The sequence below is a fragment of the Micrococcus sp. NPDC078436 genome (assembly GCF_040702705.1).
Lineage (GTDB): Bacteria > Actinomycetota > Actinomycetes > Actinomycetales > Micrococcaceae > Micrococcus.
Genome location: NZ_JBFBLX010000009.1, coordinates 61687 through 87028, shown reverse-complemented (window position 1 = coordinate 87028; position 25342 = coordinate 61687). Strand labels below are relative to the sequence as shown.

Genomic DNA, 25342 nt, shown 5'->3' with positions numbered 1-25342 from the left:
TCTGACGTAGCGGCAGCGATCCAAACGGCCCCGACCGGGCGCACCCCTCTCGGTTCAGACCGCGACACCTACCTGCAGCCAGTCCTGCGTGATCGCGGCAACAAGACCGCCACGGAGCGCTGCAAAAACCCCGCCACCAAGCGAACGAAGCCACACCGAATAGCGTTCTCATTGCTCTCTGGGCACGCCACAACCGTCGCCACAACCACCTCGCCACAACCTCCGCCGCCTCACCGTTCATGGCGCGTGCTGACCACCCACACCCGGGGCCGCCGCAGTCGCCCCTCACCACCACGATCCCCCGGCTACCCTGGGAGGCATGTCTGAACCCACCGCAGCCTCCCTGCGCATCGCCGTCCTCATGGACAGTGACAACGTCTCCCCCAAGTACGCCCCGCTGATCCTCGAGGAGCTCGCCACCTACGGCACGCCCACGATCAAGCGCGCCTACGGGGACTGGACCACCACCAACCTCAACGGATGGAAGAAGGCGCTGAACCACCACGCCATCCAGCCCGTGCAGCAGTTCGCCTACACCGTGGGCAAGAACTCCTCGGACTCCGCGCTCATCATCGACGCGATGGACCTGCTCTGGATGGGCAACGTGGACGCGTTCGCGCTCGTCTCCTCCGACTCCGACTTCACCCGCCTCGCCACCCGTCTGCGCGAGTCGGGCAAGCGCGTGATCGGCCTCGGCGCCCGCAAGACGCCGGCCTCGCTGCGCAACGCCGTGGACCAGTTCATCTACCTCGAGCTGCTCGGCGCCGAGGACGACCACGACGTCGACGTCGAGACCGACGACGACGCCTCCGAGGCGTCCGACGAGTCGGGCGCCGAGAAGCCCTCGCGCTCAGGCCGAGGCCGCGGACGCGGCCGGGGTCGGGGCCGCTCCGCCGAAGACAAGGACGCGAAGGACGACGACGCCGCCTCGGGCGACCAGACCTCCGACACCGCGGCCGCCGCGGGCGGGACCGACGAGTCCGCCGCCGAGCAGGCCGACACACTCGCAGAGCCGAAGGCCGCCGCGCGCGGTCGCGGCAGCCGCCGTGCGTCGTCGTCGGGATCGGAGGCGGCCATCGCCGAGGATCCCACGCCGCCGGAGGTGCCGGTGGACGCGGAGCCGGACGCCGACCACGACGTCGCACCGCGCATCAACCTGCAGTCCGCGCTCGTCAAGGCCGTGACCGCCACGAGCTCCGACGACGGCTGGGCCTCGATGGGCCTGATCGGCCAGCACCTGAGCCGCACCCACGTGGACTTCGACCCCCGCGACTTCGGTCACCAGAAGCTCTCCACGCTCGTGGCGGACCAGCCCTACCTGCAGACCCGCACGGAGGGCCGCTCGATCGAGGTCAGCCTCAAGCGCCGCAGCCGCCGCGCGGAGGGCTGAGCGCCCTCACCCCGCGACGCGGACAGGGGACGGCGGGCGAGCGGTGGGCAGGCTCACCGCCCGCCCGCCGTCGCCCTGTGTTCACCCCGGATCCACCGGACGGTCCCCGAACGCCTCTACGATGGTCGAATGGCCAACACCCTGGAGTTCCTGCGCGGCGTCGACCGCCTGCACGCCTTCTACACCGAGAACGTCCGCATGCTGGCACACGCCTATGACCTCTCGGATGAGGAGGCCTCGACGCTGCTGTCCAACACGGGCTTCGCCAACGTCGCCGTGGCCATCCTGCGCGAGCCCCGCGTGGACATCCTGGGCACGCTGGGCGAGCGCCCGGAGGACGAGAACGGCGACGGCACCCTCTGACGCCTCGGCGCTCCGTCAGCCCAGCCCGGCGAGAGCGGCCAGCACGCCCGCGGCGTCGGGCGTGGCGCACGTCCCCGCGAGCGGCAGGCCGAGGCGCGCGCACGTGGCGCGCGTCGGCTCGCCGATGGCCAGCAGGCGCACCCGCTCCCCCGCCGCCGGCCTCAGGCCCCGTTCGGCGAACTGCTCGGCGGAGGAGGAGCTCGTGAGGAGCACCACCGTGCCCGGCTCGGCCTCGGACAGCTGGGCAGGCGTCACGACGGGCGCGTCGGGACCTGCCGTGCACGCCTCCGCGACGACCGGGTCCGAGGCGGCCACGGATCCCTCTCCCTCGGCGAGCAGCCGTCGCCACGGCGGCGTCCCGGGATACGGCACGGTGCGGTAGGCGACGGCGGTGCGCACGTCCCAGCCCGCCGCGCGGAGCCCGTCGGCCAGCGCGGGCCGGGCGAGGTCGGACTGGGGCAGCCACGCGATCGGCACGGCATGCCCCGCCGCGGGGGGCCAGAGGCCCTCGACGACCTCCGGGGCCGCCGTCGGTCCGGTCATCCCGGCCAGGATGCCCCGGGCCGACCGGTCCTCGGGGGGCGTCCAGACGCGGATGCCGGGCGAGGCGGCGACCAGCAGGTGCGCCGTCCCGGGGCCGGTGGCGACCGCCCGCACGCCCTCGTCGACGCCTCCGAAGTCGTGTCCTCGCAGCGCCCGCACGGCGTTGGGGCTCGTCACCACGAGCACGCCGCGCGCACCCGGGGCGATGAGCTGCATGGACATCCTGCCGAGGGCGTCCGCCTCCGCGCCGCCGGCCAGCACGAAGTCCACGAGCGGCAGGAACGCGACCTCCACGGCCTCCCCGCCCACGACGGCGCCCGACAGCCGGGCCTCCAGGGCTCCGGCCTGAGCGGGCTGCCGGGTGAGCAGGACGCGCACGTCAAGCCTCGGTGTCGGTGCCGGTGGCGTCGACGTCGGCGGGGGTGCCGCCCTCGTAGACGTCCTCGGCGGACTCCTTCACGCCGCGCACGGTGCCGGGCAGCAGGTCCGCGCCCTCCGCGATGAACAGCTCCGCCAGGTGCACCCCGAGGGCCTCGGCGGCGAGGAACAGGGTGTCCTCGATCCACTCGGCGGCCTCGGCCGGGTCGGCGGCGACGTCGTCCGGCACGGGGTCCAGCTGCACGGAGGAGGTGCGGCGCAGCACCTGGGAGCCGTCGACGGCGGCCACCATCGCCCACATCTCGATGCGCGGCGCCCCGGAGTCGAGGTCCTCCACGGTGGCGAGCGCCCCGATCGGCGCGGCGCAGCCGGCCTCGAGGCGGCGCAGCAGCGCCCGCTCGGCGGTCACGGCCACATGCGTGGGCAGGTCGTCCACCAGCTCGAGGGCGCTCCGCAGGACGGCCTCGTCCGAGTCCGGATCGAGGCCCGCGAGCCCCCCGGCCGGGCCGTCCATCAGGGACTCGTCGAGCAGGGGCCGCTCGTCGGCGCGGATCTCCACGGCCAGGGCCCCCTGGCCCGGCGCCGGGACGAGGACGTCCGGGTCGATGCGCTCGGTGATGACCTCGCCCATGCCGAGCCGGTCCAGCCCGGCGCACGCGAGGATCACGGCGTCGAGGTCGCCGCGGGGGGCTCCGGCCGCGGCGGGGGCGCCGTCGTCGTGCTGCTCGAGCCCCGGCACGCGCGCCAGGCGCGTCTGCACGTTGCCGCGGATGTCCACGAGCTCGAGGTCGGGCCGCAGCGCCTTGAGCTGGGCCACCCGGCGGGGCGAGCCCGTGCCCACCCGCGCACCCTCGGGCAGGGTCTCCAGGGTCAGGCCGTCCCGCGCGCACAGGGCGTCGCGCACGTCCGCGCGCGCGGGCACCGCCGCGATCTCCAGGCCCGCCGGCTGGGCGGCCGGCAGGTCCTTGAGGGAGTGGACGGCGGCGTCCACCGCGCCGTCGAGGATCGCCGCGCGCAGGGCCGACGCGAACACCCCGGTGCCCCCCAGCGAGGCGAGCGATCCGGTGGTCACGTCGCCCTCCGTGCGGATCACCACGAGCTCATGGGACAGCCCGGCGCGCTCCGACACGGCCTCCGCCGTCTGCCGGGTCTGCGTGGTGGCCAGGGCCGAGCCACGCGTGCCGATGCGCAGTGCCTCCATGACGGCTCAGGCCTCCGGGGGCTCGACGGCGGCGTCAGCGGCGGTGCCGTCGGACCCCGCCTGGTGCTCGGCGAGCCCTCGCACCGGCGCGTCCACGGCCGACGTCGTGGGGCGCACCGAGCCGTCCCGCATCACCTTGGAGCAGCAGTCCGGACGGCACACGTCGTACCAGGCCGGGAAGCAGCCCTGGGCGGCGCGGCCCTCGCGGCGGCCCAGGCGCTCCTCCACGATGTCCACGAGCCCGGCCACGAAGCGCGGGTCCGCCCCCGGGGTCGGGGTGCGGCGGAAGCCGACGCCCAGCTCGGCCGCGGTGTCCTTCGCCTCGGTGTCGAGGTCCCACACGACCTCCATGTGGTCCGACACGAAGCCCAGCGGCACGACCACGAAGCCCGCCACCGCGCGGCCCGTCTCGTCCACCGGCGCCTCGGGGCCGGCCAGGTTCTCCATGGCGTCGTTGATGTCCGGCTCGAGCCACGGCACCGACGGCGGGCCGGAGCGGGACTGGTACACCAGGGACCAGTCGACGTCCTCGCCACCCGGCACGCCCGCGAGGATCTCGCGGGCCACGTCCAGGTGCTGCGCGGAGTAGACGTCCGCGCCCTCGACCTCGCCCGGCTCGCCGCCGGCGGCCTCGCGGAGCGCGGCGGCGGTGCCGCGCGGCCCGGCCGCGGCGGCGTCGGAGACGGGGATCGAGTGGGTGGCGAACAGCACGTGGATCCGGGCGTCCTCGCCGAGCTCCGCGCGCAGGGACGCCAGGTCGGCGGCGAGACCCTCGCGGAAGGGGGCGATGAAACCGGGGTGGTTGAAGTACTGGCGCGTCTTGTCCAGGTCCACCTTCCCCTCCAGGCCGGTCTTCTCCATCGCCATGCCCATGTCCTCGCGGTACTGGCGGCACGAGGAGTAGCAGGAGTAGGCCGAGGTGGTGACGGTGAGGATCCGGCGATGGCCGTCCTCGTGCATCTGGCGCAGCGCGTCCGGGACGTACGGCTCCCAGTTGCGGTTGCCCCAGTAGACGGGCAGGTCCATGCCACGGGAGGCCAGCTCGGCCTCGATCGCGGCCTTCAGCACCCGGTTCTGCCCGTTGATGGGGCTGACCCCGCCGTTGGCGCGGTAGTGGGTGGCCACCTCCTCGAGGCGCTCGTCCGGGATCCCGCGGCCGCGCGTGACGTTGCGCAGGAACGGGATCACGTCCTCCTGGCCCTCGGGCCCGCCGAAGGAGGCGAGCAGCAGCGCGTCGTACTCCTTGGGCGCCATGGCGCCCGCGGCGTCGTAGTCGAGGCCCGGCTCGGCCCGCTCGACCTCGATCGGTCCGGACGGGATCGTCTCGGCGGGGGCGCCCCCCGCGGCGTTCTGTCCGCTCATCAGGCCAGCACCTCCAGCAGCTCGGCGGTCTCCACACGGCGGCCCGTGTAGAACGGGACCTCCTCGCGCACGTGCATGCGCGTCTCGTTGTTGCGCAGGTGGCGCATCATGTCCACGAGGTCCTTCAGCTCCGGAGCCTCCAGGCCCAGCAGCCACTCCCAGTCGTTGAGGCCGAACGCGCTCGTGGTGTTGGCCCACACCTGCGGGAAGTCCTGGCCCAGCTTGCCGTGCTCGCGCAGCATGCGGGCGCGCTCCTTGGGGTCGAGCAGGTACCAGTCGTACGAGCGGACGAACGGGTAGAAGCACAGCCAGTCCAGCGGCTTGCGGCCCATCGCGAAGGCCGGCACGTGCTCCTTGTTGAACTCCGCCATCCGGTCCGCACCCATCGCGGACATCACCGTGGTGGTGCGCTCCAGGAGGCGGGTGCGGCGCAGGGCGCGGATGCCGGACTGCAGGTCCTCGGGGGTCTGCGAGTACATCCACACCATGACGTCGCCGGCCTCGCGCATGCCGGAGATGTCGTAGGTGCCGCGCACGGTCACGCCGCGGCCGGCGAGGCCCTCGACGACGGCGTCGAACTCCTTGACCGCCTTGCGCGCCTCCTTGCCGGACAGGTCCAGCCAGCCCGGCTCACCCTGCGGGCGGGCGAACATCGTATAGGTGGTGAACCAGTCCTTGCCGGCGGCGGCAGGAGTGGTGGTCGCGTCCTGGGTCATGGTGTTCCGTCCTCGTTCGTCTCGTCGTTCTTCGTCGTTGCGTCCAGATCGGCTCGGGCACCGTCGGCCGCGAACACGGCCTCCACCCCGGCCACGATGGCGGCCAGGCCGGTCCCGTGCACCCAGCTTCCCACCGCGTCCAGGCCCGGCACGGGCGCGGCCCATGCGAGCAGCGCGTCGGTAGCCTCCCGATCGGGCCCGGCCTGGGGCGGGATGGAGTGGCGCCAGCGCGTGACGGCGCGGGCCACCACGTCCTGCTCGGCCAGCGGCACCCCGGTGAGGGCGGCGGCATCGGCGAGGCCCTGGGTGAGGAGCTCCTCATCCCCGGAGCGGGGGCCGAGCTGCTCGTCCCCGCCGCCGTGGCGCCCGTAGGAGAGACGCAGCACGTGCCGGTGCGGGTGGCGCGGCTCGCCGTCGGCGCCGGGACGGGCCACGACGTCGCGCAGCCAGTCCCACTTGACGGTCGCGTGGGTGAGGGCCTTCGCCGCCACATCGGTGCCCTCGGCCACGAGCACGCCCGTGCCGCGCGGGGCGGCGTCGAGCCCGGGGGCGTCGACCACGAAGGTGGCGAGCGCGACGCCGTCGGACAGTGCCGGCCCGTCAGCCTCGCCGAGCACGCCGTGGGAGAGCGGGGAGAGCAGGTCCCATGCGGTGGACCCGTCCACGGCGAGGACCACGCGGTCCACGTCGAGCCCGCGCACCACCTCGTCGTCGCGGTCGGAGATCTGGGCCCACCACCCCTCACCCACGCGGGAGAGGGCGGCCACGCGCACGCCGCGGAGCACGGTGACCCCGTCCTCGCGGAGGGACTCCACGAGGCGCGTCGTCAGGCGGTTCATGCCGCCCTCGAGGCCGGCGACGGCGGCGCCGGGCGTGGCGCCCCCGCGCAGGGCCGCGACGCCGGCGGCGAGGCCGCCCTGGGCGACCGCGGCCGCGAGCAGGCCGGGCGCCACGCGCTCCACGTCCACCACGGCGGGGTCGGCGGAGTGCACGCCGCCGACCACGGGGCCCACGAGGCGCGTGAGCACCTCCTCCCCCATCCGGTCGGCGACCAGTTCGGCGACGGTGACGGGGCGGCCCGCGGCGAGGGCCTCGGTCCACCGGTCCATCGGCGCGTGCGCGTCGGCCCGGGCGCGCTCGAGCCCCGCGGGGCTCAGGGCACGGGCGAGGTCGTCGGCGTCGAGGTCGCCGGGGATGCCCAGGAGACCCAGGCGGGGGGCCGGCACCGTGGCCTCCGGGCCGTGGAGCCACGAGCCCAGCGGGGCGGGCGCGACGATGCGGCCGCCGAGCCCGAGCTCCTCCAGGAGGTCCCGCACGGCGGTTCCGCGCACCGCGAACGACTCCGCACCGCCGTCGAGCTCCAGGGCCTGGGTGCACCCCGTCCCGGACTGCGAGATCGAGGGGACGTCGAGGAAGCGGGAGGACAGCGCGCCGCCGAGCACCGAGGTGGCCTCGGCGAGGGTGACGTCCCAGCCCGCCTGGTGCAGCCGGCGGGCGGAGAGCAGGCCGGCGATGCCGCCGCCCACCACGAGGGCCGTCCCGCTCACGCGCGCCCCCCCGGGGTCGCGGGGATCGAGTGCACGAGCTCGACCACGCGGGTGAGCACGTCCGGGTCGGTCTCGGGCGGCACCCCGTGGGCCAGGTTCACCACGTGTCCGGGGGCCGCCGCGCCGGAGGCGACGACGCCGCGCACGTGCGCCTCGAGCACGGGCCACGGGGCGGCGAGGAGGGCCGGGTCGACGTTGCCCTGCAAAGGGACCGCACCGCGACCGTCGGCGCCCGGATTCGCGCGGAGGCGGCGATCGGCCTCGGCGAGCGTGAGGCGGTGGTCGACGCCGACGGCGGAGGCGCCGGCGTCGCGCATGTGGTGGAGGAAGTCGCCCGTGCCGGTGCCGAAGTGCAGCAGCGGCGCGCCCCCGGGCACGCCCGGGCCGGCCATGTCGCCCACGTGGGCGAGGGCCGCGGCCGAGTGCGCCTGGACGTGCTCGAGGTAGTCGTCCGCGGAGAGCGAGCCGGCCCACGAGTCGAACAGCTGGGCCGCCGAGGCGCCGGCCTCGAGCTGCGCGCGGAGGAACTGGCCGGAGACCCGCGCGGCCCAGCCGGCCAGCGCCGCCCACGCCTGCGGATCGCCGTGCATCATGCGGCGCGGCCCGAAGTGGTCTCGGGAGGGACGGCCCTCCACCATGTAGGCGGCCAGCGTGAAGGGGGCGCCCGCGAAGCCGATGAGCGGCCGGTCCCCGAGCTCGGCGACGGTGGCGGCGACAGCCTCGCGGATCACGTCCAGGGCGGAGTCCTCGAGGTCCGGCAGCGCCGCGGCGTCCCGGGCGGTGCGCACGGGGGCGCCCAGCACGGGGCCCACACCGGGCTGGATCTCGACGTCCACGCCGGCGAGCTTCAGCGGCACCACGATGTCGGAGAAGAAGATGGCCGCGTCCACGTCGTGGCGCCGCACGGGCTGGAGGGTGATCTCCCGGACGAGCTCGGGCATGAGGCAGGACTCGAGCATGCCGACGCCCTCACGGACCTTCTTGTACTCCGGCAGCGAGCGGCCGGCCTGGCGCATGAACCACACGGGGCGGCGGGAGGGCTGCTGGCCGCGCAGCGCCCGGATGAGCGGGCTGGCCGCGGTGGAGCGAGCGGTGTCGCCCGTGCGGAGCGGGTGCCCGGCGGGGAGCGCGGGGGCGGGGACGCCGGCGTCCGGCGTGCCGCCCTCGGGAGTCAGAGGATCAGTGGACATGACCCCATCCTCGCACCGGCTCCGCCCGCAGGCATATCGCGACGGCTGTGACGCGGGCCGCGTTCCCTGCCGATCCGGCCGCCGTCGCGTAGGATGGCTGGCGCTGTGACTGTCTTCTCCCTGGTGGCCTCGCACCACGACCTCGACCTGGACACGGTGGCCCGCTTGAGCGCGGGGACCGCCGGCGTCTGCTCCGCCCTGCCCTCCCCCGCCACGGCGGGGGCGGTGGTGCTGGCCACCTGCAACCGCGTGGAGGTCTATGCGGAGGCCGCCGAGGGGCGGGTGGAGGAGGCGCGGGAGCACCTCGTGGCCGCCATCGCCGAGAGCAGCAGCCTGCCGGACGACTCCGTGCGCGGCGCGTTCCGCGTGCTCGGCGCCGATGCCACGGCCCGCCACCTCTTCGAGGTCGGCGCGGGACTGGACTCCGCCGTGGTGGGCGAGCGGGAGATCGCCGGCCAGGTGCGCCGCGCGCTCCTGGACGCCCGAGAGAAGGGCACGGCCTCCGGCTCGCTCGTCCGCCTCTTCGAGGCCGCCACGCGCACCGCCAAGGACGTGGGCTCCCAGACGGCGCTCGGCGCCACCGGCCGCTCCGTGGTCTCCGTGGCCCTGGACCTCACCGAGGAGCTGCGCGGCCTGCACGACGCCGACGCGCGCGACGCCTTCTGGGCGGATGCCTCCGTCCTGCTGATCGGCACCGGCGCCTACGCCGGGACGACCCTGGCCCAGCTGGCCGACCGCGGCGCCGTCGCCGTCGGCGTGCACTCCGCGTCCGGGCGCGCCGAGCAGTTCGTGGCGGACCGCGGCGGCTGGGCGCTCCCGCTCGGCGGGGAGAACGTGGCCGGGGCCGTCGCCGAGGCCGACGTGATCATCGGCTCCTCCGGCGGGGACCGGCAGATCAGCCCCGAGCGCCTCGCCCAGCTGCGCGAGGGCTCCGCGCACCCCCTCACGGTGGTGGACCTGGCCCTGTCCCGAGACTTCGACCCCGCGGTCGCCGAGGTGGAGGGCGTGGACCTGATCACCCTCGAGTCCGTCCGCCTGGCCGCGCCCGAGCAGGCGCGCGCCGCCCTAGACGAGGCGCGCTCCCTCGTGGACGGCGCCGTCGCCGAGTACTCGGCCGCCCAGCGCAGCCGCAGCGCGGACGCCGCGATCAAGGCCCTGCGGCGCCACACCCTCACAGCCCTCGACCACGAGATGGAGCGGGTCCGGGCGCGCCACGGGTGCACCGCCGCGTCCGAGGAGGTCGAGTTCGCCCTGCGCCGCATGGTGAACCAGTTCCTCCACGGCCCGAGCGTGCGGGCCAAGGAGCTCGCCGCCCAGGGAAGGCTCGAGGAGTACGAGCGCGCCCTCGAGGTGCTGTTCGACATCGCCCCGCCCTCGGCCGCGCCCGCCCCGGCCCCCGCCGAGAAGGCCTGCCCGGCCCACCGCGCCGCGGAGGACGGGCCGGGCGCGGCCCGCACCGCATGAGCGTGCACCCCGGTGAGGGGGCGGGCCCGCGCGAGCGGACCGTGCGGATGCCGCGCGCCCAGCGGCGCCGCCAGCTCCTCGGGTGCGCACGCGGCGTGTTCGTGGAGCACGGCTACGCCGGCACGGCCATGGACCAGATCGCGGAGGCGGCCGCCGTCTCCAAGCCCGTGCTCTACCAGCACTTCCTCGGCAAGCACGAGCTCTTCCTCGAGCTGCTGGACACCGAGGTGGCCGACCTCACGGGCCGCCTCACGGCGGCCATGTCCTCCCCCGGCGACAACCGTCACCGCGTGCACGCCACGGTGGAGGCGGTCTTCGCCTACATGGGATCCCCCGGGCGCTCCCACCGGCTGCTCTTCGACTCCGGCGCCGAGCACGACCCCGAGGTGCGCGCACGCGTCGAGGCGGTCGAGCGCGCCGTGGCCTCCCAGGTGAGCCGCATCCTCGCCGAGGACACGCGCGTGGGCGACGCCGAGGCGGAGATCCTCTCCCGCGGCCTCGTGGCGTACGTGCTCGGCGCGGCTCGCCACTGGGCGGACCGGCTCGAGGCGGGTCGCCGCCCGGACGCCGCGCGGACGGCCGCGATCGTGGACGCCCTGCTGTGGACCGGGCTCTCCCACCTGCCCACCGGACGCGCCGCCTGACGGGGAGGGCGCCGCCGCCTCCGCGGATGCCGCCCGGTTACGCCACGCGCGTGAACCCCGCCCCCGCCGCATGAGGCGACAGGGCCGTCCCGTAGGCTGACCGCACATCCGCCGCGCGGACGCGTGTCCGCGCAGCGAGGAGTCCACGCACGAGGGAAGAGTGAGGTCCACCCATGGAGATCCGCATCGGAGTGCAGCACGTCGGCCGTGAGGTCGTCCTGGAGAGCGAGCAGACCGCCGAGGAGGTGCGCGCCCTCGTGGACGCCGCCCTCGCCGCCGGCTCCCTCCTGAGCCTGACGGACGTCAAGGGCCGCCAGGTCGTGGTCCCGGGCTCGAACATCGGGTTCGTGGAGATCGGCGCCAAGAAGTCCGGCCCCCTGGGCTTCGCGGCCTCCTGATCTGCGGGCCGCGCCGCCATGCCCCACCACGCCGTCGAGGTGCGCGGGTCTGAGGACGCCGCGCTGACCGAGCGTCTGGCCGCCCTCCGGGTCGAGCTCGACCTGCCGGGCGGCTTCGCCGCGCCCGTGCTCGCCGAGGCCGAGGAGTCCGCCGCCGCGGTGCTCGCCTCCCTCGGCTCGGACGCGGAGCGGGTCGACCTCACGGCCGTCCCCTTCGTCACCGTGGACCCATCCGGGTCCACGGACCTCGACCAGGCGCTGCACATCGCGGCCGCCGAGGGCGGTCGGCTCACGGTGCGCTACGCGATCGCCGACGTGCCCGCCTTCGTCGCGCCCGAGGGCGAGGTGGACCGCGAGGCCCGGCGTCGCGGCCAGACCGTGTACCTGCCGGACGGCCGCGTCCCCCTGCACCCAGAGGTGCTGAGCGAGGGCGCCGCGTCGCTGCTGCCCGACGTCGACCGTCCCGCGTTCGTGTGGACGTTCACGCTCGCCGTGGACGGGGCCGTGGAGCGCACCGCGCTGGTGCGCTCCCGCGTGCGATCGCGGGCCCAGCTCACGTACGAGCAGGTGCAGGCCTTCCTGGACTCCCCGGACGCGCCCGAGGCGGCGGCCTGGCCGGAGGAGCTCCGCGCCTCGATCGCCCTGCTGCCGGAGGTCGGACGACGGCGCACCGCGCAGGAGGTCGCCCGCGGCGGCGCGTCCCTGAACATGCCGGACCAGGAGATCCACGTGGTGGACGGCCGGTACGAGATCAGCCAGCGCATCCCGCTGCCGGCCGAGGACCACAATGCCCAGCTCTCCCTGATGACGGGCATGGAGGCGGCACGCATCATGCTCGACGGCGGCGTCGGCGTCCTGCGCACCATGCCCGCCCCGGACACCGAGGCGGTCGCCGCGTTCCGCGCCCGCACCCGCGCGCTGGGGCATCCGTGGGAGGAGGGCGCCGACTACGGGGCCTACCTGCGCACCGTCGACCCCCGCGAGCCGCGCCACCTCGCCGTCCTCCACGCCGCCACGTCCCTGTTCCGCGGAGCCGGGTACACCGCCTTCGACGCCGAGGCCGAGGATCCCGCCCTGCGCGCCCTCCCCGCGGATCCCGAGCAGGCCGCCCTGGCCGCGCCCTACGCGCACGCCACCGCACCCCTGCGGCGCCTCGTGGACCGCTTCGTGCTGGCCGTGTGCCACGCCCTCGTGAGCGGCGCGCCGGTGCCTGCGTGGGCCCGCCGGGCGCTGCCCGAGCTCCCCGCCCTGATGCAGGACGCCGGCCGGCGCGCCTCGGCCGCGGACCGCGCGGCCGGCGACCTCGTGGAGGCGGCCGAGCTCTCGGAGCACGTCGGCGCCGAGCTGGAGGGCGTCGTCGTGCGCTCCGGCGGGGAGTCCGCGGACGTGCAGCTCGCCCAGCCCCCCGTGGCCGTGCGCGTGCCGGCCGCGGCGGAGCCCGGCACCCGCGTGCGGATCCGGATCGACGCGGTGGACGTGGCCTCCGGGAAGGTCACGGCCACCGGGGTAGACTGGCCCCACAGCTCACGCTGACCCCTGGGATGACCGGTCGCATCTGATCACCCACGAACCCCACTCGCCGCAGCGCTCCACGGTCCCTCGTGTCCGAGGCTCCTCGGCGGGTGACCGACCTGCCGGATCCGGCATGGCCCGCCTTCGCACGGCGCGGTCGAGACCGAGTCCAGGGGGCATCGCCCCCGCCCTTCCGCGATCGGCTCCACCACCGCGCGCACGGCGTGGCCGGGCCCACCCGCCCGTCGCTGCGACGCACGAGACGATCGCGAGTCACCATGACCGAGAACACCACCCCTGACACCGCCCAGACCGCCGCGGACGACGTCGACCCCGCGGTCGCCGAGATCGCCCGCGAGACGCTCACCGAGGACACCGTTCCGGCGGCCCCCGAGCAGACCTTCGCCGACTTCGGCGTGCACCCCGCCATGGTGGAGGCCCTCGAGGGCAAGGGGATCGTGCACCCCTTCCCCATCCAGTCGATGACCCTGCCCGTGGCCCTCGGCGGCCACGACATCATCGGCCAGGCCAAGACCGGCACGGGCAAGACCCTGGGCTTCGGCCTGCCGGCGCTGCAGCGCGCCATCGGCCCGGGCGAGCCCGGTTGGGACAGGCTGGAGGCCGCGGGCACCGCCGGCGCCCCGCAGGCTCTGATCGTGGCCCCCACCCGCGAGCTCGCCGTCCAGGTGGCCGGAGACCTCGTGTTCGCCGCGTCGAAGCGCCCCGTGCGCATCGCCACCATCTACGGCGGCCGCGCCTACGAGCCGCAGATCGAGGAGCTGCAGCGCGGCGTCGAGGTCGTCGTCGGCACCCCCGGCCGCCTGATCGACCTGCTGCGCCAGAAGCACCTGCGCCTGGACCACGTGAACACGGTGGTGCTGGACGAGGCGGACGAGATGCTGGACCTCGGCTTCCTCCCGGACGTCGAGACCCTGCTCTCCGCGGTCCCGGGCAAGCGCCAGACCATGCTGTTCTCGGCCACCATGCCCGGCCCCGTCGTCGCCATGGCGCGCCGCTACATGACGCAGCCGACCCACATCCGCGCCTCCGACGGCGAGGACGAGGGCCTGACGAAGAAGGACATCCGCCAGCTCGTCTACCGCGCGCACCACATGGACAAGGACGAGCTCGTGGCCCGCGCGCTGCAGGCGAACGGCCGCGGCCGCACCATCATCTTCACGCGCACCAAGCGCACCGCCGCCCGCGTGGCGGACGAGCTGGTCTCCCGCGGCTTCGCCGCCGGCCCGCTGCACGGCGACCTGGGCCAGGGCGCCCGCGAGCAGGCGCTGCGCGCATTCCGCAACGGCAAGGTGGACATCCTCGTGGCCACCGACGTCGCCGCGCGCGGCATCGACGTGGACGACGTGACCCACGTGTTCAACTTCCAGGCCCCCGAGGACGAGAAGACCTACGTGCACCGCGTGGGCCGCACCGGCCGTGCAGGGCACAAGGGCATCGCCGTGACCCTCGTGGACTGGGACGACCTGCCGCGCTGGAAGCTGATCGACAAGGCCCTGGGCCTGGGCCAGCCCGAGCCGCCGGAGACCTACTCCTCCTCCCCGTGGCTGTTCGAGGACCTCGACATCCCCAAGGGCACCAAGGGCCGCCTGCCCAAGGACAAGCGCACCCTCGAGGGCCTGAGCGGCGAGCGCCTCGAGGACCTCGGCGGTCCTGAGTCCAAGCCCCGCGCGGGCCGCGGCGGGGACCGCGAGCGCGGCGGACGCGACGGCGCCCGCGAGGGCGGTCGAGGCCGTGGCGCCCGGGACGAGGACCGCAACCGCGGCGGCCGGGACGGCGAGCGTGGTGGCCGTGACGCCGAGCGGGAGGGCTCCCGCGACGGCGGCCGTGGTCGAGGACGCGGTCGGGGCGGGCGTCCCTCCGCGGGAGCCGCGGTGAACGGGCGCCCCGCCGAGGGCCGCGCGGACGAGCGCCCCCGCCCCGAGCAGGCGGAGCAGAAGGCCTCGCGCTCCGCGGATCGCGCGCCCCGCGCCGAGCGCGCCGAGAGCCCCGCTCGTGCTGAGCGGTCCGAGCGCGCCCCGCGCACGGAGGGCACCGGCCACCGGGCCGAGTCGCGGTCCGAGGGCCGTGCGGAGCGCCCCGCGGCGGAGGCCGCGGCTCCCCGTTCCGCGGGCACGGAGCGTGCCCCGCGCACGGAGCGCGCCGAGCGGCGCGCGGAGGGCACGAGCGACCGTCACGCCCGCCGCCGCGAGCGCAGCCGCGCCCGCAGGGAGGCCCGCAAGCGCGGCACCACGCGCTGAGCCTCCCCGCCCGGCGCCGCAGCGCTCGTGGCGCCCCCGCGACCCCACCGACGGCCGATCCGGCGCGCGGAGGGGTCGCTGCGGCTCCAGGGTCGATCACGGGTGCGGCCGGGGCCCCGGGAGTGAGAAGGGACGGTCGGGCTCACCCCCGCACGACGGCGGCGCCGGTCCCCTGCCGCTCGATCTCGGCGAGGACGTCCTCGCCGGTCGTGAACTCGCCGATCAGGTTGGGCTTGCCGGCCCCGTGGTAGTCCGAGGAGCCCGTGACGATGAGGCCGTGGCGGTCCGCGAGCTCCCGCAGCCACGCGCGCTCCGGCTCGGGGTTGTCCCGGTGGTCGGCCTCGAGGCCGGCCAGGCCCGCCTCGATCATGGACTCGATGACCTCCACGCCCACCACCCGGCCGCGCATCGTCGCCCGCGGGTGGGCGAACACGGGCACGCCGCCCGCACCTCGGATGAGCTCGACGGCGACCGCCGGGTCCGGGGCGTGGTGCGGCACGTAGTACTTGGAGCGGCCGGTCAGGATCGTGGCGAACGCCGCGGAGCGGTCCGGAACCACGCCGAGGGTGACGAGCGCGTCGGCCAGGTGGGGGCGGCCGATCGTGGCGCCCTCCGCCGCGTGCTCCTGCACGAGCTCCCATGTGAGGGGGTAGTCCTCCCCCAGCCGTGCAGCCATCTCCTGCGCCCGCGTGAGGCGCGCCGAGCGCGCGGCCGTGAGCTCGCGCAGCAGGGTCGGGTCCTCGGGGTCGTGGAGGTAGGCGAGCAGGTGCACGCTCGTGCCGTCGGCGGCCATGCAGGACATCTCCATGCCGGGGACGAACGTGAGTCCCTCCTCGAGCGCCGCCTGCGCGGCCTCGGCCCAGCCGGAGGCCGTGTCATGATCGGTGAGGGCCAGTCCGTCCAGGCCTGCGCGGGCCGCGGCCCGCACCACGTCGGCGGGCGGCTGGGTGCCGTCGGACTCCGTGGAGTGGGTGTGCAGGTCATAGCGCGCCATGAGTCCCCAGCGTAGGCGGTGCCATGATGGTGGGCATGACCGACTCCGCACAGCACCCCGCCGACCCTGCTCCCGAGGGCGGTCCCGCCGCCGAGACCAGCCCGGCCCCCCAGCCCCTGGCCGAGCGAGTGGAGAACCGCTCCCAGCGCCCCAGCTCGGACGCCTTCCGCGCCTTCATGGCCTCGGGCTGGGCGCCCGCCTCACAGGACCTGCCCGCCGCCGACGCCGTGGCCCCCCACGCCGCGCGCCGCCGCGCCGCACTCTCCGCCCGCTTCCCCGGCGAGCGCCTCGTGGTGCCCGCGGGCCGGCTCAAGGTCCGCTCCAACGACACCGACTACCGCTTCCGGGCACACTCCGCGTTCGCGCACCTCACGGGCCTGGGCGTGGACCACGAGCCGGATGCCGTGCTCATCCTCGAGCCCACGGACCCCGGGGTGGGCGACGACGGGGCCGACCACGAGGCCACCCTGTACTTCCGCCCCCTCGCGGGGCGCGACTCGGAGCAGTTCTACGCCGACCCCCGCGCGGGCGAGTTCTGGATCGGACCCCGGCCCACCCTGGCGGAGATGGCCGCCCGCACCGGGCTGCGCACCGCCGGCCTCGAGGAGCTCGAGTCGGCCCTGACCAAGGACGCCGGGCAGGGGCAGGTCCGCCTGCTGGCCGAGTCCGACCTCGACGTGGACGCCCAGGTGGCCGCCGCCCGCACCGCGGCCGGCCAGGACCTCGCGGCCGCCCAGGCCGCCGACGTCGAGCTCGTCGAGTTCTGCTCCGAGCTGCGCCTCGTGAAGGACGAGTGGGAGGTCGACCGCATGCGCGCCTCGGTGGCCGCCACGATCGCCGGCTTCGAGGACGTCGTCCGCGCCCTGCCGCGCGCGGTGGGCCACCGCCGCGGAGAGCGCGTCGTGGAGGGCGCCTTCTTCGCCCGCGCCCGCGAGGAGGGCAACGACCTCGGCTACGACACGATCGCCGCCGCCGGGAACAACGCCACCGTGCTCCACTGGATCCGCAACACCGGGGAGGTCCGCGACGGCGACCTCCTGCTCCTGGACGCGGGCGTGGAGGACGACTCCCTCTACACCGCGGACATCACCCGCACCCTCCCGGTGAACGGGGCCTACACGGAGGTGCAGCGCCGCGTGTACCAGGCCGTGCTGGACGCCGCCGACGCCGCGTTCGCCATCGTGAAGCCGGGCATCCGCTTCCGCGAGATCCACGCGGAGGCCATGCGCGTCCTCGTGGATCGCCTCTCCGCGTGGGGCCTGCTGCCGGTCTCCGCCGAGGAGGCGCTGTCCGAGGAGGGCCAGCACCACCGCCGCTGGATGCCGCACGGCACCTCCCACCACCTCGGCCTGGACGTGCACGACTGCGCGCAGGCCAAGCGGGAGCTCTACCTCGACGGCGTGCTCGAGCCGGGCATGGTGTTCACGATCGAGCCGGGGCTGTACTTCAAGGCCGAGGACCTCGCGATCCCGGAGGAGTACCGCGGGATCGGCGTGCGGATCGAGGACGACGTCCTCGTCACGCAGGACGGCGCGGAGAACCTCTCCGCCGCCCTGCCCCGCGCCCCCGAGGACGTGGAGGCCTGGATGGCGCGCCTCCAGGGGTGATCGGCGCGGGGGGCACTGGCTAGGCTCGCGGGCATGACCGCCCACCTCGTCTCCGAGCTCACCGACCTGCGGGAACGCCTCCTCGACGCCGAGGCCGAGCACGCCGCCCTCATCGAGCGCGTGCGCGAGCGCCACCGGCCCTCCGCCCGCAACCTCGTGCACTACGTGGCCCTGCGCGGCACGGACCTGCGCCCCCTCCAGGACGCGCTCAGCGAGGTGGGGCTCTCCTCCCTCGGGCGCATGGAGGCGGGGGTGCTCGGCCACCTGGACGCGGTGCTCCGCGCGGTCCGCGCGCTGGACGACGCGCCGGCGGCCGAGCCCACGGCCGAGCCCGACGACGGCGCGCCGTCCGCGCTCACCCCCGCCGTGGGGCGGGAGATCCTCGAGCGCAACGCGAACGCCCTGCTGGGCCCGATGCGCCAGGACCGGCAGACCCGCGTGATGGTCACCATGCCGAGCGAGGCCGCCACGGACCCGGAGCTGGTGCGCGGCATGGCGGCGGCGGGCATGGACCTGGCCCGCGTGAACTGCGCCCACGACGGGGAGGACGCGTGGGCCGCCATGATCGACACGCTGCGCGGCCTCGGCTCGGAGGAGCGCCCCGCACCGCGCGTCGCGATGGACCTGGCCGGGCCCAAGCTGCGCACGGGCCCGCTCGAGCCGGGGCCGCGGGTGCTCAAGGTGAAGCCCTCGCGCGACGACGGCGGCCAGGTCCTGGAGCCGTCCCGGGTGTGGCTCGGCGCCGCTCCGGACGGGGTCGGGCAGCACCCGGCGGGGGACGGCGTCGTCGTGCCCCTGCAGGACCCGGACGTGCAGGTGCTGGCCGCCCTCGAGCCGGGCGACGAGGTGGACCTGAAGGACGCGCGCGGATCCCGCCGCACGCTGATGGTGGAGCGCGTGAGCGGCGCCGGACTGCTCGTGAGCACGGTCCGCACCGTGTACTGGGAGACCGGCATGCGGGTGGACACCCCGCACGGGCCCCTCACGGTCGGCGAACTGCCCCCGCTCGAGCAGAGCATGCGGGTGCAGGTGGGCGAGGACGTGGTGCTCACCCGCTCGATGCAGGCGCGCCCCGCCGTCGCCGCCCCGCCCTACCGCATCGGCTGCTCCCTCGAGCAGGCCTTCCGGGACGTCTCCGTGGGCGAGCGGGTGTGGATCGACGACGGCCGGATCGGCGGCGAGGTGACCGCCAACGACGGCGAGGAGATCACCCTGACGGTCACGAACGCCGGGCCGGCCGGCGCCAAGCTGAAGGCCGAGAAGGGGATCAACTTCCCCGACACCGCCCTCGAGATCCCCGCGCTCACGGCGGAGGACCTCTCCCACATCCCGTTCGTGGCCTCCCACGCGGACATGGTCAACATGTCGTTCGTGCGCTCGGCCGCCGACGTCGCCCGCCTCATCGAGGCGCTCGAGGAGCAGGACGCGAAGGACGTGGACGTCACCCTCAAGATCGAGACGGTGGCCGCGTTCGAGCAGCTGCCGCTCATGCTCCTGGAGGCCATGCGGTGGAACGACGTGGGCGTGATGATCGCCCGCGGCGACCTCGCGGTGGAGGCCGGATTCGAGCGCATGGCCGAGCTCCAGGAGGAGATCCTGTGGCTCTGCGAGGCCGCCCACGTGCCCGCGATCTGGGCCACGCAGATCCTCGAGTCGCTGGCCAAGAAGGGCCTGCCCTCGCGCGCCGAGATCACCGACGCCGCGATGGCCCAGCGCGCGGAGGTCGCGATGCTGAACAAGGGCCCCTACATCGAGGACGCGATCACCTCGCTGGGCGACATCCTCGCCCGCATGGGCGGTCACACCCGCAAGAAGGGGGACATGCTGCGGCGGCTGGAGTCCTGGAGCCTCTGAACGGGACGGCGGTCCCCCGACGACGACGGCCCGGCCCCTCTGGGGACCGGGCCGCGGTGTGCGGGGCGGCGCGTCAGGCGCGGTGGGAGCCGCCCTCGGCCGGAGGCTGCGGCCCGGGGCGGCCGCCGCGTGCCTCGATGAGGCGCGCGACCTCCTCGGGGGGCAGGCTCACGCCGTAGGAGCGGTCGAGGCCGGCCGGGGCCGCGGGCGTGCCGGCCGGGGCCGACGGAGCGGGCGTGCCGGCGTCGTGGTCCGCGGGAGCGGCCTGGTCCGGGGCCGCCGTGATGGGGGCCGGAGCCGCCGGCGCGGGGGCCGCCGGGGCCGGGCGGGCGGTGAGGCCGAGCTCCTGGCGGGCGCGCGCGGCGTGCTCGAAGGCGATCACGAGGTCGTAGCCGGCGGGCACCACGGCCTGCGAGGAGGCGAAGCCGTGCCGGCCCTTGCGCAGCGCGAACCCGATCACCCCGAACAGCAGCCACACGGCCAGGCCCAGCAGCGCCGAGGTCAGGATCTGGAGCGGCCCTCCCGACGGGTCCAGCAGGAGGAGGAACGCGCCGATCAGGGCGCCGAACATCAGGCCCCGCACGCCCGCCCCGAGCGCCACCTGCGCGTAGTTGAGGCGGCCGCGCACCCGCTCCACCACGCGCAGGTCCTTGCCGACGATGGAGACGGCGCTGACCGGGAAGTCCGTGGCGGCCAGCCGGTCCACCTGCTCGCGCGCCTCGGTGTACGTGGAGTAGGTGGCCACGAGCTCTCCGCGGGGCAGGCCCGTGTCGCCGGATCCGGGGGCGGGGCTGGACATCATGAAGGACATGTCCCCATTGTGCCTGGCCGCGGGCGCGGAGGCCCGGGAGTCCGCCCACTGCGGACACCCGCCCCACCGGGCGGGCGCGGAGAGGACCCACTAGGCTGGCCCGGTGAACTCCCCCAAGATCTTCGTGGCCCGCCTGCTGGGCCTGGACGTGTTCGACCCGCTGGGCGACCGTCTGGGCCGGCTGCGCGACGTCGTGGTCCTGGACCGGGGCGGGGTCGCCACCCCCGTGGCCACCGGCCTGGTGATCGAGGTCCCCGGCAAGAAGCGCGTCTTCGTGCCCATGACCCGTGTGACCTCCATGGACTCGGGCCAGATCATCACCACGGGCCTCATCAACCTGCGCCGCTTCTCCCGCCGCGGCGGGGAGCAGACCGTCGCGGGCGACCTCTTCGACCGGCGCGTGCGCCTCACGGACGGCTCGGGCGAGGCCGTCCTCGAGGACATCGGGCTGGAGCAGCAGCGCAACGGCGACTGGCTCGTCTCGGACATGTACGTCCTGCGCCCCACGGGCCGCGGCGCCTTCGGCCGCCCGCGGGGAGAGCACCTGCTCCTCACGTGGGACGAGGCCCGCTGGGCCGGGCAGGCCGAGCCGCAGGGGGCCACGAGCTTCGTGGCCGCCCACGAGGACCTCAAGGCCGCGGACCTCGCGGACATGATGCACGAGATGCCGGAGAAGCGCCGCGTGGAGGTCGCCAACGAGCTCCAGGACGAGCGCCTCGCAGACGTCCTCCAGGAGCTGCCCGACGACGACCAGGTCCAGATCCTCTCCCACCTGGACATCGAGCGCGCCGCGGACGTCCTCGAGGAGATGGACCCCGACGACGCCGCGGACCTCCTCCACGAGCTGCCCGACTCCCAGCAGGAGCTGCTCCTGGAGCTCATGGAGCCCGAGGACGCCGAGGACGTGCGCCGCCTGCTCGAGTACGAGGAGGACACGGCCGGCTCCGTCATGACGCCCGTGCCCGTGATCCTCCCGCCCGAGGCGACCGTGGCCGAGGCCATGGCCACCATCCGGCAGCACGAGATCTCCCCCGCGCTCGCCTCCCTCGTGATCGTGGCCCGCCCGCCGCTGGAGACGCCCACGGGACGGTTCCTGGGCGTCGTGCACTTCCAGCGCCTCCTGCGGTACCCGCCGCCCGAGGCGATCGGCAACATCATGGACAAGGACCTCGAGCCGGTCTCCGACCTGGCCCCGCTGGCCCACGTCACCCGCGAGCTGGCCACGTACAACCTGACGTCCATCCCCGTGGTCAACGCCCAGCACCGCGTGGTGGGCGCCGTGAGCGTGGACGACGTCCTCGACCACATCCTCCCGGACGACTGGCGCGCGATGGACCCGGACGACCATCCGGCCGCCGCCGGCTGACCCCTCCCGCACCACCCCCCGAACCGCATCGACCGCACGGACCGCACCGAAGGAGTGAGCATGTCGCAGACCACGAGGGAGCCTCGCGAGACCCGGGGCACGGGCCTGGACACGCCGCTGAGCGCGCGCCGACGCCGAGTGCCCCGCTTCAGCCCCAACCCGGACGCCTTCGGGGAGGCCACCGAGGGCATCGCCCGGTTCATGGGCACGCCGCAGTTCCTCGTGTGGATGACCCTGTTCTGCCTCCTGTGGGTCGGCTGGAACAGCTACGGGCCCGAGGGCCTGCGCTTCGACTCCGCGGCCCTGGGCTTCACCGCGCTGACCCTCATGCTCTCGCTCCAGGCCTCGTACGCGGCCCCTCTCCTCCTCCTGGCCCAGAACCGCCAGGACGACCGGGACAAGGTGTCCATGCGCGAGGACCGCGACCGGGCCGAGCGGAACCTCGCGGACACGGAGTACCTCACGCGGGAGATCTCGGGCCTGCGCATCGCGCTGCAGGACGTGGCCACCCGCGACTTCGTCCGGGGCGAGCTGCGCGGCGTGCACGAGGACCTGATCGACGAGCTGCGCGAGTCTCTCCGCGAAGAGCTCCGCGCCGAGATGCGCGCGGACCTGCTCTCCCCCGCCTCGGACGGCGGGGACGCCGCCGGCTCCGTGAAGAAGGCGAAGAAGAAGAAGTCCCGGGACCGCGACGGCGGCGCGCGGCCCGGCGGGGACGCCGACGACGCCCAGACCACCACGCTCGCGATCATCGCGGCCCAGGAGGCCGCCGAGGAGGCCGCCGCTCGCGTCCGGGAGGACGACGCCGCCCCCGGCCCGGACGCGACCGGACCGAGCGCCACCGGATCGAGCGCGGCGGACGGACGGCGATGACCGAGTCCCCGCAGGCCGACGCCGGCCTCCCGCTGCCCGCCGTCCGCACCGAGCTCGAGCGGGCCGTGCTCGCGGCCCTGGCCGACGTCGTCGACCCGGAGATCCGCCGCCCCGTCACGGAGCTCGGCATGGTGGAGTCCGTCCGCGAGACCGCCCCGGGCGAGGTCGAGGTGGCGGTGCTGCTGACCATCACGGGCTGCCCCCTGCGCGGGACCATCGAGGCCGACGTCACGGCGGCCGCCGCCGCGGTGCCCGGCTGCCGGTCCGTGGCGGTGCGCGTGGGCGTCATGACCCCCGAGCAGCGCCGCGCCCTGCAGGACTCGCTGCGCGGCGCGCGCCCCGCCAACCCGTTCGCCGCGGGCTCGCTCACCCGCGTCCTGGCCGTCGCCTCGGGCAAGGGCGGCGTGGGCAAGTCCACGGTCACCGCCAACCTCGCCGTCGCCCTCGCCGAGCGGGGCCTGGCGGTCGGGCTGATTGACGCCGACGTGCACGGCTTCTCCATCCCCGGGCTCCTGGGCGTGGACGCCTCCCCGACCCGTCTCGAGCAGCTGATCCTGCCGCCCGTGGCCCGCGGCGTGAAGGTCATCTCGATCGGGATGTTCCTGGACGCCGACCGACCGGTCGCGTGGCGCGGCCCCATGCTGCACCGGGCCCTGGAGCAGTTCGTGACGGACGTGCACTGGGGCGACCTCGACGTGCTGCTCGTGGACCTGCCGCCGGGCACGGGCGACATCGCGATCTCCGCGGCCCAGCTGCTGCCGGACTCCGAGCTCGTGGTGGTGACGACCCCCCAGCACGCCGCCGCCCAGGTGGCCGCGCGCGCGGGTCAGCTCGCGCAGCAGACCGGCCAGCGCGTGGCAGGCGTGGTGGAGAACATGGGCCCCATGGCCCTGCCGGACGGCACGGTGCTGGACGTGTTCGGCACGGGCGGCGGCGCCGAGGTGGCGGAGCGGCTCACCGGCGCGCTCGGTGCGGACGTGCCCCTGCTGGGCTCGGTGCCGCTGGATCCGGCCCTGCGCGTGGGCGGGGACACCGGCGCCCCCGTGGTGGCCTCGGCGCCGCAGAGCCCCGCGGCGCGCGCCCTGCTGGCCATCGCCGAGCGGCTCGCGGTGCGCCCCCGGAGCCTGGCCGGGCGCCGGCTGCCGTTCAGCCCGCGCTGAGCGCCGGGATCACCGCGGCGATCAGGTGGCGTCGACGTCGAAGGGTGCGGGCGCCAGGCCGAGCAGCTCGAGCGGATCCGGGCCCGCGGCTGCCGGGACCGCAGCCGGGCGCCCCTCGGCCACCATGGCCTCGGCGCGGCCGGAGGCCATGAGGGCGACAGCCGCGCCTCCCACGACGGCGGTCCCGGCACCCGGGACGACGGCGGCGGCCACGGGGGTGAGCTCGGCGTCGGGGGCGGCGGTGCCCGTGGCGGACGCGACGGCGGTGGACTCGACGTCGGTGGCCTCGGCGGAGCTGCTGCCCGTGCCGCCCGGGCGGCGGAAGAGGGAGCGGGGGTCCATGTCCGCGATGTCCTGGCGGGTCAGCCCGCCGTGGAGGTCCTCGGGGGCCACGCCCGTGAGCGCCTGGGCCCGGTGCGCGGCGGTGGAGGAGCCGCTGCCGCCCACCGGCTCGGTGAGGGCCTCGCGGATGATGCGGCGGGGATCGTACTGACGGGGGTCGTACTTGCGCCAGTTGACCTCGTCGAAGTCCGTCCCCGTCTCCTCCTTGAACTGCGTCTTGGCGCCCTCGGCCATGTCCCGCATCCGGCGGAGCCACTGGGTGAAGGCGCGGGTGTACTCCGGGAGCTTCTCCGGACCGAGGATGATCACGGCGAGCACCAGGAGGACGATGAACTCGGATCCGTTGATTCCTGCCACGGTGGAGACTCTACTAGAGGCTCACCGACGCCCCACCGCGAGGATGCCGGCCACCCGGCCCATGCTCGGAACGGCCTCGACGATCCGCTCGAGGCCGCGCTCGAGGCGGTCCGTCACGGCGTCGTCGCGCCGCAGCTCGGTGAGGCCGGACCGGTCCGAGACCACGAGGAGGGTGAGGAGGGGCTCCGCCTGCTCGCGTGGCAGCGTGGACTCCACGCGGTAGGCCGCCTGCGCCGTCGCGAGGTCCGCGATCCACCCCTCTCCGGACGGGTCGTCCGTCAGCCGGTAGGCGACACCGCCGGGGAGCCGCCTCCCCGGCATTGCGGCGTCCTCGCGCCCCGACGCACAGCCGCGGGGCACAGCGGTCGCGGAGCGCGAGCGGCACTCGTGCACCGTGACCGCCGGCTCGGCGCGCCCCCAGACCACCGCGACCTCCAGCAGGTCCGCCGCCTGCTCGCCGCGCACCTCGAGGGGCTGCAGGCCTGCGCCGGTCAGGGACGGCACGGTCCAGCCGAGGCCGCGGAGCTCCTCCACGGTGGCCCCCGGGGAGGACGCGGCGGCGGACTGGCGCTGGACGACCCCCAGCGCGTCCGTCGGACCGGCCTGCGCCCGGGCCACGCCACGTGGCGCGCCGGCCACCCACACGGCCGCGAGGAGCCCGCCCAGCAGGACGACCATGGCCAGCGCCAGCACGACGAGGCGGCCGGACACGCCGCGCACGGGGAGCACGGGATGGGTCACGGCCGCGGGGCGGGCGTCCACGGAGCGCGCGGCGTCCAGGACGCGGGCCCGCTCACGGGCGGTCCGGGCGCAGTCCGGGCAGCGGGAGAGATGGGCCGCCAGCCGGCGGCCCGCCGGGCGCGAGAGCACGCCCTCGAGGTAGGCGTCCAGGTGGCGCAGCGAGTGATGAGGGCTCATCCCGCCCCACCTCCTCCTGGTGCGCCGACTCCCGGACCGGAGGGCCGGGGACCACGCCGACGCCGGTCCAGTCCGCCCATCATGGACGGCACGT

Annotated in this window: 22 protein-coding genes; 12 read left to right on the top strand and 10 right to left on the bottom strand. The window is 75.4% G+C overall.

Features of this window, described 5'->3' with window-relative positions:
- Positions 1 to 319: 319 nt before the first annotated feature.
- Both AB0302_RS06925 and AB0302_RS06920 read left to right on the top strand, forming a co-directional pair.
- A complete protein-coding gene (locus tag AB0302_RS06925) occupies positions 320 to 1390 on the top strand; it encodes an NYN domain-containing protein (RefSeq protein ID WP_366370963.1) in 1071 nt (356 codons plus the stop codon).
- 129 nt (positions 1391 to 1519) lie between these two features.
- Positions 1520 to 1753, top strand: coding sequence for a hypothetical protein (locus tag AB0302_RS06920; RefSeq protein WP_319076490.1), 234 nt, complete (start codon positions 1520 to 1522; stop codon positions 1751 to 1753).
- 15 nt (positions 1754 to 1768) lie between these two features.
- Here the strand turns inward: AB0302_RS06920 and AB0302_RS06915 are convergent, their stop codons facing one another.
- From AB0302_RS06915 to hemE, 6 genes are all read right to left on the bottom strand, one after another.
- Positions 1769 to 2674, bottom strand: coding sequence for a uroporphyrinogen-III synthase (locus AB0302_RS06915; RefSeq protein WP_366370962.1), 906 nt, complete (start codon positions 2672 to 2674; stop codon positions 1769 to 1771).
- A gap of 1 nt (position 2675) precedes the next feature.
- Positions 2676 to 3875, bottom strand: a complete 1200-nt coding sequence (hemC, locus tag AB0302_RS06910; protein ID WP_366370961.1) for a hydroxymethylbilane synthase — start codon at positions 3873 to 3875, stop codon at positions 2676 to 2678.
- Between the two features lie 6 nt (positions 3876 to 3881).
- Positions 3882 to 5129 carry a ferrochelatase gene (locus AB0302_RS06905; RefSeq protein ID WP_343282423.1) on the bottom strand — a complete coding sequence of 416 codons (1248 nt, stop codon included), beginning with the start codon at positions 5127 to 5129 and terminating at the stop codon, positions 3882 to 3884.
- Positions 5130 to 5236: 107 nt separating this feature from the next.
- Complete coding sequence (gene hemQ / locus AB0302_RS06900; protein ID WP_298712069.1) at positions 5237 to 5953, bottom strand: hydrogen peroxide-dependent heme synthase; 717 nt, start codon at positions 5951 to 5953, stop codon at positions 5237 to 5239.
- A complete protein-coding gene (locus tag AB0302_RS06895) occupies positions 5950 to 7500 on the bottom strand; it encodes an FAD-dependent oxidoreductase (RefSeq protein WP_366370960.1) in 1551 nt (516 codons plus the stop codon). The genes hemQ and AB0302_RS06895 overlap by 4 nt, the downstream gene beginning before the upstream one ends.
- On the bottom strand, positions 7497 to 8690 hold the full coding sequence (gene hemE, locus AB0302_RS06890) for a uroporphyrinogen decarboxylase (protein WP_298987462.1): 1194 nt from the start codon (positions 8688 to 8690) through the stop codon (positions 7497 to 7499). Before hemE ends, AB0302_RS06895 begins: the two co-directional genes overlap by 4 nt.
- 105 nt (positions 8691 to 8795) lie before the next feature.
- On the opposite strand from hemE, the gene AB0302_RS06885 reads away from it, so the two are divergent.
- The 5 genes from AB0302_RS06885 to AB0302_RS06865 all read left to right on the top strand — a co-directional run bounded on the left by AB0302_RS06885 (position 8796) and on the right by AB0302_RS06865 (position 14966).
- The gene (locus AB0302_RS06885; RefSeq protein ID WP_366370959.1) at positions 8796 to 10154 is read left to right on the top strand and encodes a glutamyl-tRNA reductase; all 1359 of its coding nucleotides are present in this window, start codon (positions 8796 to 8798) and stop codon (positions 10152 to 10154) included.
- Positions 10151 to 10798 carry a TetR/AcrR family transcriptional regulator gene (locus AB0302_RS06880; protein ID WP_248117630.1) on the top strand — a complete coding sequence of 216 codons (648 nt, stop codon included), beginning with the start codon at positions 10151 to 10153 and terminating at the stop codon, positions 10796 to 10798. Before AB0302_RS06885 ends, AB0302_RS06880 begins: the two co-directional genes overlap by 4 nt.
- Positions 10799 to 10971: 173 nt before the next feature.
- A complete protein-coding gene (locus AB0302_RS06875) occupies positions 10972 to 11196 on the top strand; it encodes a DUF3107 domain-containing protein (RefSeq protein ID WP_248117628.1) in 225 nt (74 codons plus the stop codon).
- 18 nt (positions 11197 to 11214) lie between these two features.
- Positions 11215 to 12729 carry an RNB domain-containing ribonuclease gene (locus AB0302_RS06870; RefSeq protein WP_366370958.1) on the top strand — a complete coding sequence of 505 codons (1515 nt, stop codon included), beginning with the start codon at positions 11215 to 11217 and terminating at the stop codon, positions 12727 to 12729.
- 257 nt (positions 12730 to 12986) lie between these two features.
- A complete protein-coding gene (locus tag AB0302_RS06865) occupies positions 12987 to 14966 on the top strand; it encodes a DEAD/DEAH box helicase (protein WP_366370957.1) in 1980 nt (659 codons plus the stop codon).
- 142 nt (positions 14967 to 15108) lie between these two features.
- On the opposite strand, the gene AB0302_RS06860 is transcribed toward AB0302_RS06865, so the two are convergent.
- Positions 15109 to 15960 carry a PHP domain-containing protein gene (locus AB0302_RS06860; RefSeq protein ID WP_319076477.1) on the bottom strand — a complete coding sequence of 284 codons (852 nt, stop codon included), beginning with the start codon at positions 15958 to 15960 and terminating at the stop codon, positions 15109 to 15111.
- A 35-nt stretch (positions 15961 to 15995) separates the two neighbouring features.
- Between AB0302_RS06860 and AB0302_RS06855 the strand changes: the two genes are divergently transcribed.
- Together AB0302_RS06855 and AB0302_RS06850 are read left to right on the top strand one after the other, a co-directional pair.
- Positions 15996 to 17567: an aminopeptidase P family protein gene (locus tag AB0302_RS06855; RefSeq protein WP_366370956.1), complete on the top strand. Its 1572-nt coding sequence runs from the start codon at positions 15996 to 15998 to the stop codon at positions 17565 to 17567.
- A 33-nt stretch (positions 17568 to 17600) separates the two neighbouring features.
- The gene (locus AB0302_RS06850; RefSeq protein ID WP_319076474.1) at positions 17601 to 19421 is read left to right on the top strand and encodes a pyruvate kinase; all 1821 of its coding nucleotides are present in this window, start codon (positions 17601 to 17603) and stop codon (positions 19419 to 19421) included.
- Between the two features lie 73 nt (positions 19422 to 19494).
- Here the strand turns inward: AB0302_RS06850 and AB0302_RS06845 are convergent, their stop codons facing one another.
- Positions 19495 to 20232, bottom strand: coding sequence for a general stress protein (locus tag AB0302_RS06845; protein ID WP_366370955.1), 738 nt, complete (start codon positions 20230 to 20232; stop codon positions 19495 to 19497).
- A gap of 103 nt (positions 20233 to 20335) precedes the next feature.
- Here AB0302_RS06845 and AB0302_RS06840 point away from each other — a divergent pair, with 103 nt between their 5' ends.
- Genes AB0302_RS06840 through AB0302_RS06830 form a run of 3 tightly spaced genes read left to right on the top strand, consistent with a single transcriptional unit; the run spans position 20336 to position 23631 of the window.
- Positions 20336 to 21598 carry a CBS domain-containing protein gene (locus tag AB0302_RS06840; protein ID WP_248117614.1) on the top strand — a complete coding sequence of 421 codons (1263 nt, stop codon included), beginning with the start codon at positions 20336 to 20338 and terminating at the stop codon, positions 21596 to 21598.
- Between the two features lie 60 nt (positions 21599 to 21658).
- A complete protein-coding gene (locus tag AB0302_RS06835; RefSeq protein WP_366370954.1) occupies positions 21659 to 22471 on the top strand; it encodes a DUF1003 domain-containing protein in 813 nt (270 codons plus the stop codon).
- Positions 22468 to 23631 carry a P-loop NTPase gene (locus AB0302_RS06830; protein ID WP_248117604.1) on the top strand — a complete coding sequence of 388 codons (1164 nt, stop codon included), beginning with the start codon at positions 22468 to 22470 and terminating at the stop codon, positions 23629 to 23631. The genes AB0302_RS06835 and AB0302_RS06830 overlap by 4 nt, the downstream gene beginning before the upstream one ends.
- A 21-nt stretch (positions 23632 to 23652) precedes the next feature.
- On the opposite strand, the gene AB0302_RS06825 is transcribed toward AB0302_RS06830, so the two are convergent.
- Positions 23653 to 24330 (bottom strand): twin-arginine translocase TatA/TatE family subunit, encoded by a 678-nt coding sequence (locus AB0302_RS06825; protein ID WP_366370953.1) that lies wholly within the window; start codon positions 24328 to 24330, stop codon positions 23653 to 23655.
- 21 nt (positions 24331 to 24351) lie between these two features.
- On the bottom strand, positions 24352 to 25248 hold the full coding sequence (locus AB0302_RS06820; RefSeq protein WP_248117600.1) for a zf-HC2 domain-containing protein: 897 nt from the start codon (positions 25246 to 25248) through the stop codon (positions 24352 to 24354).
- Between the last annotated feature and the right edge of the window lie 94 nt (positions 25249 to 25342).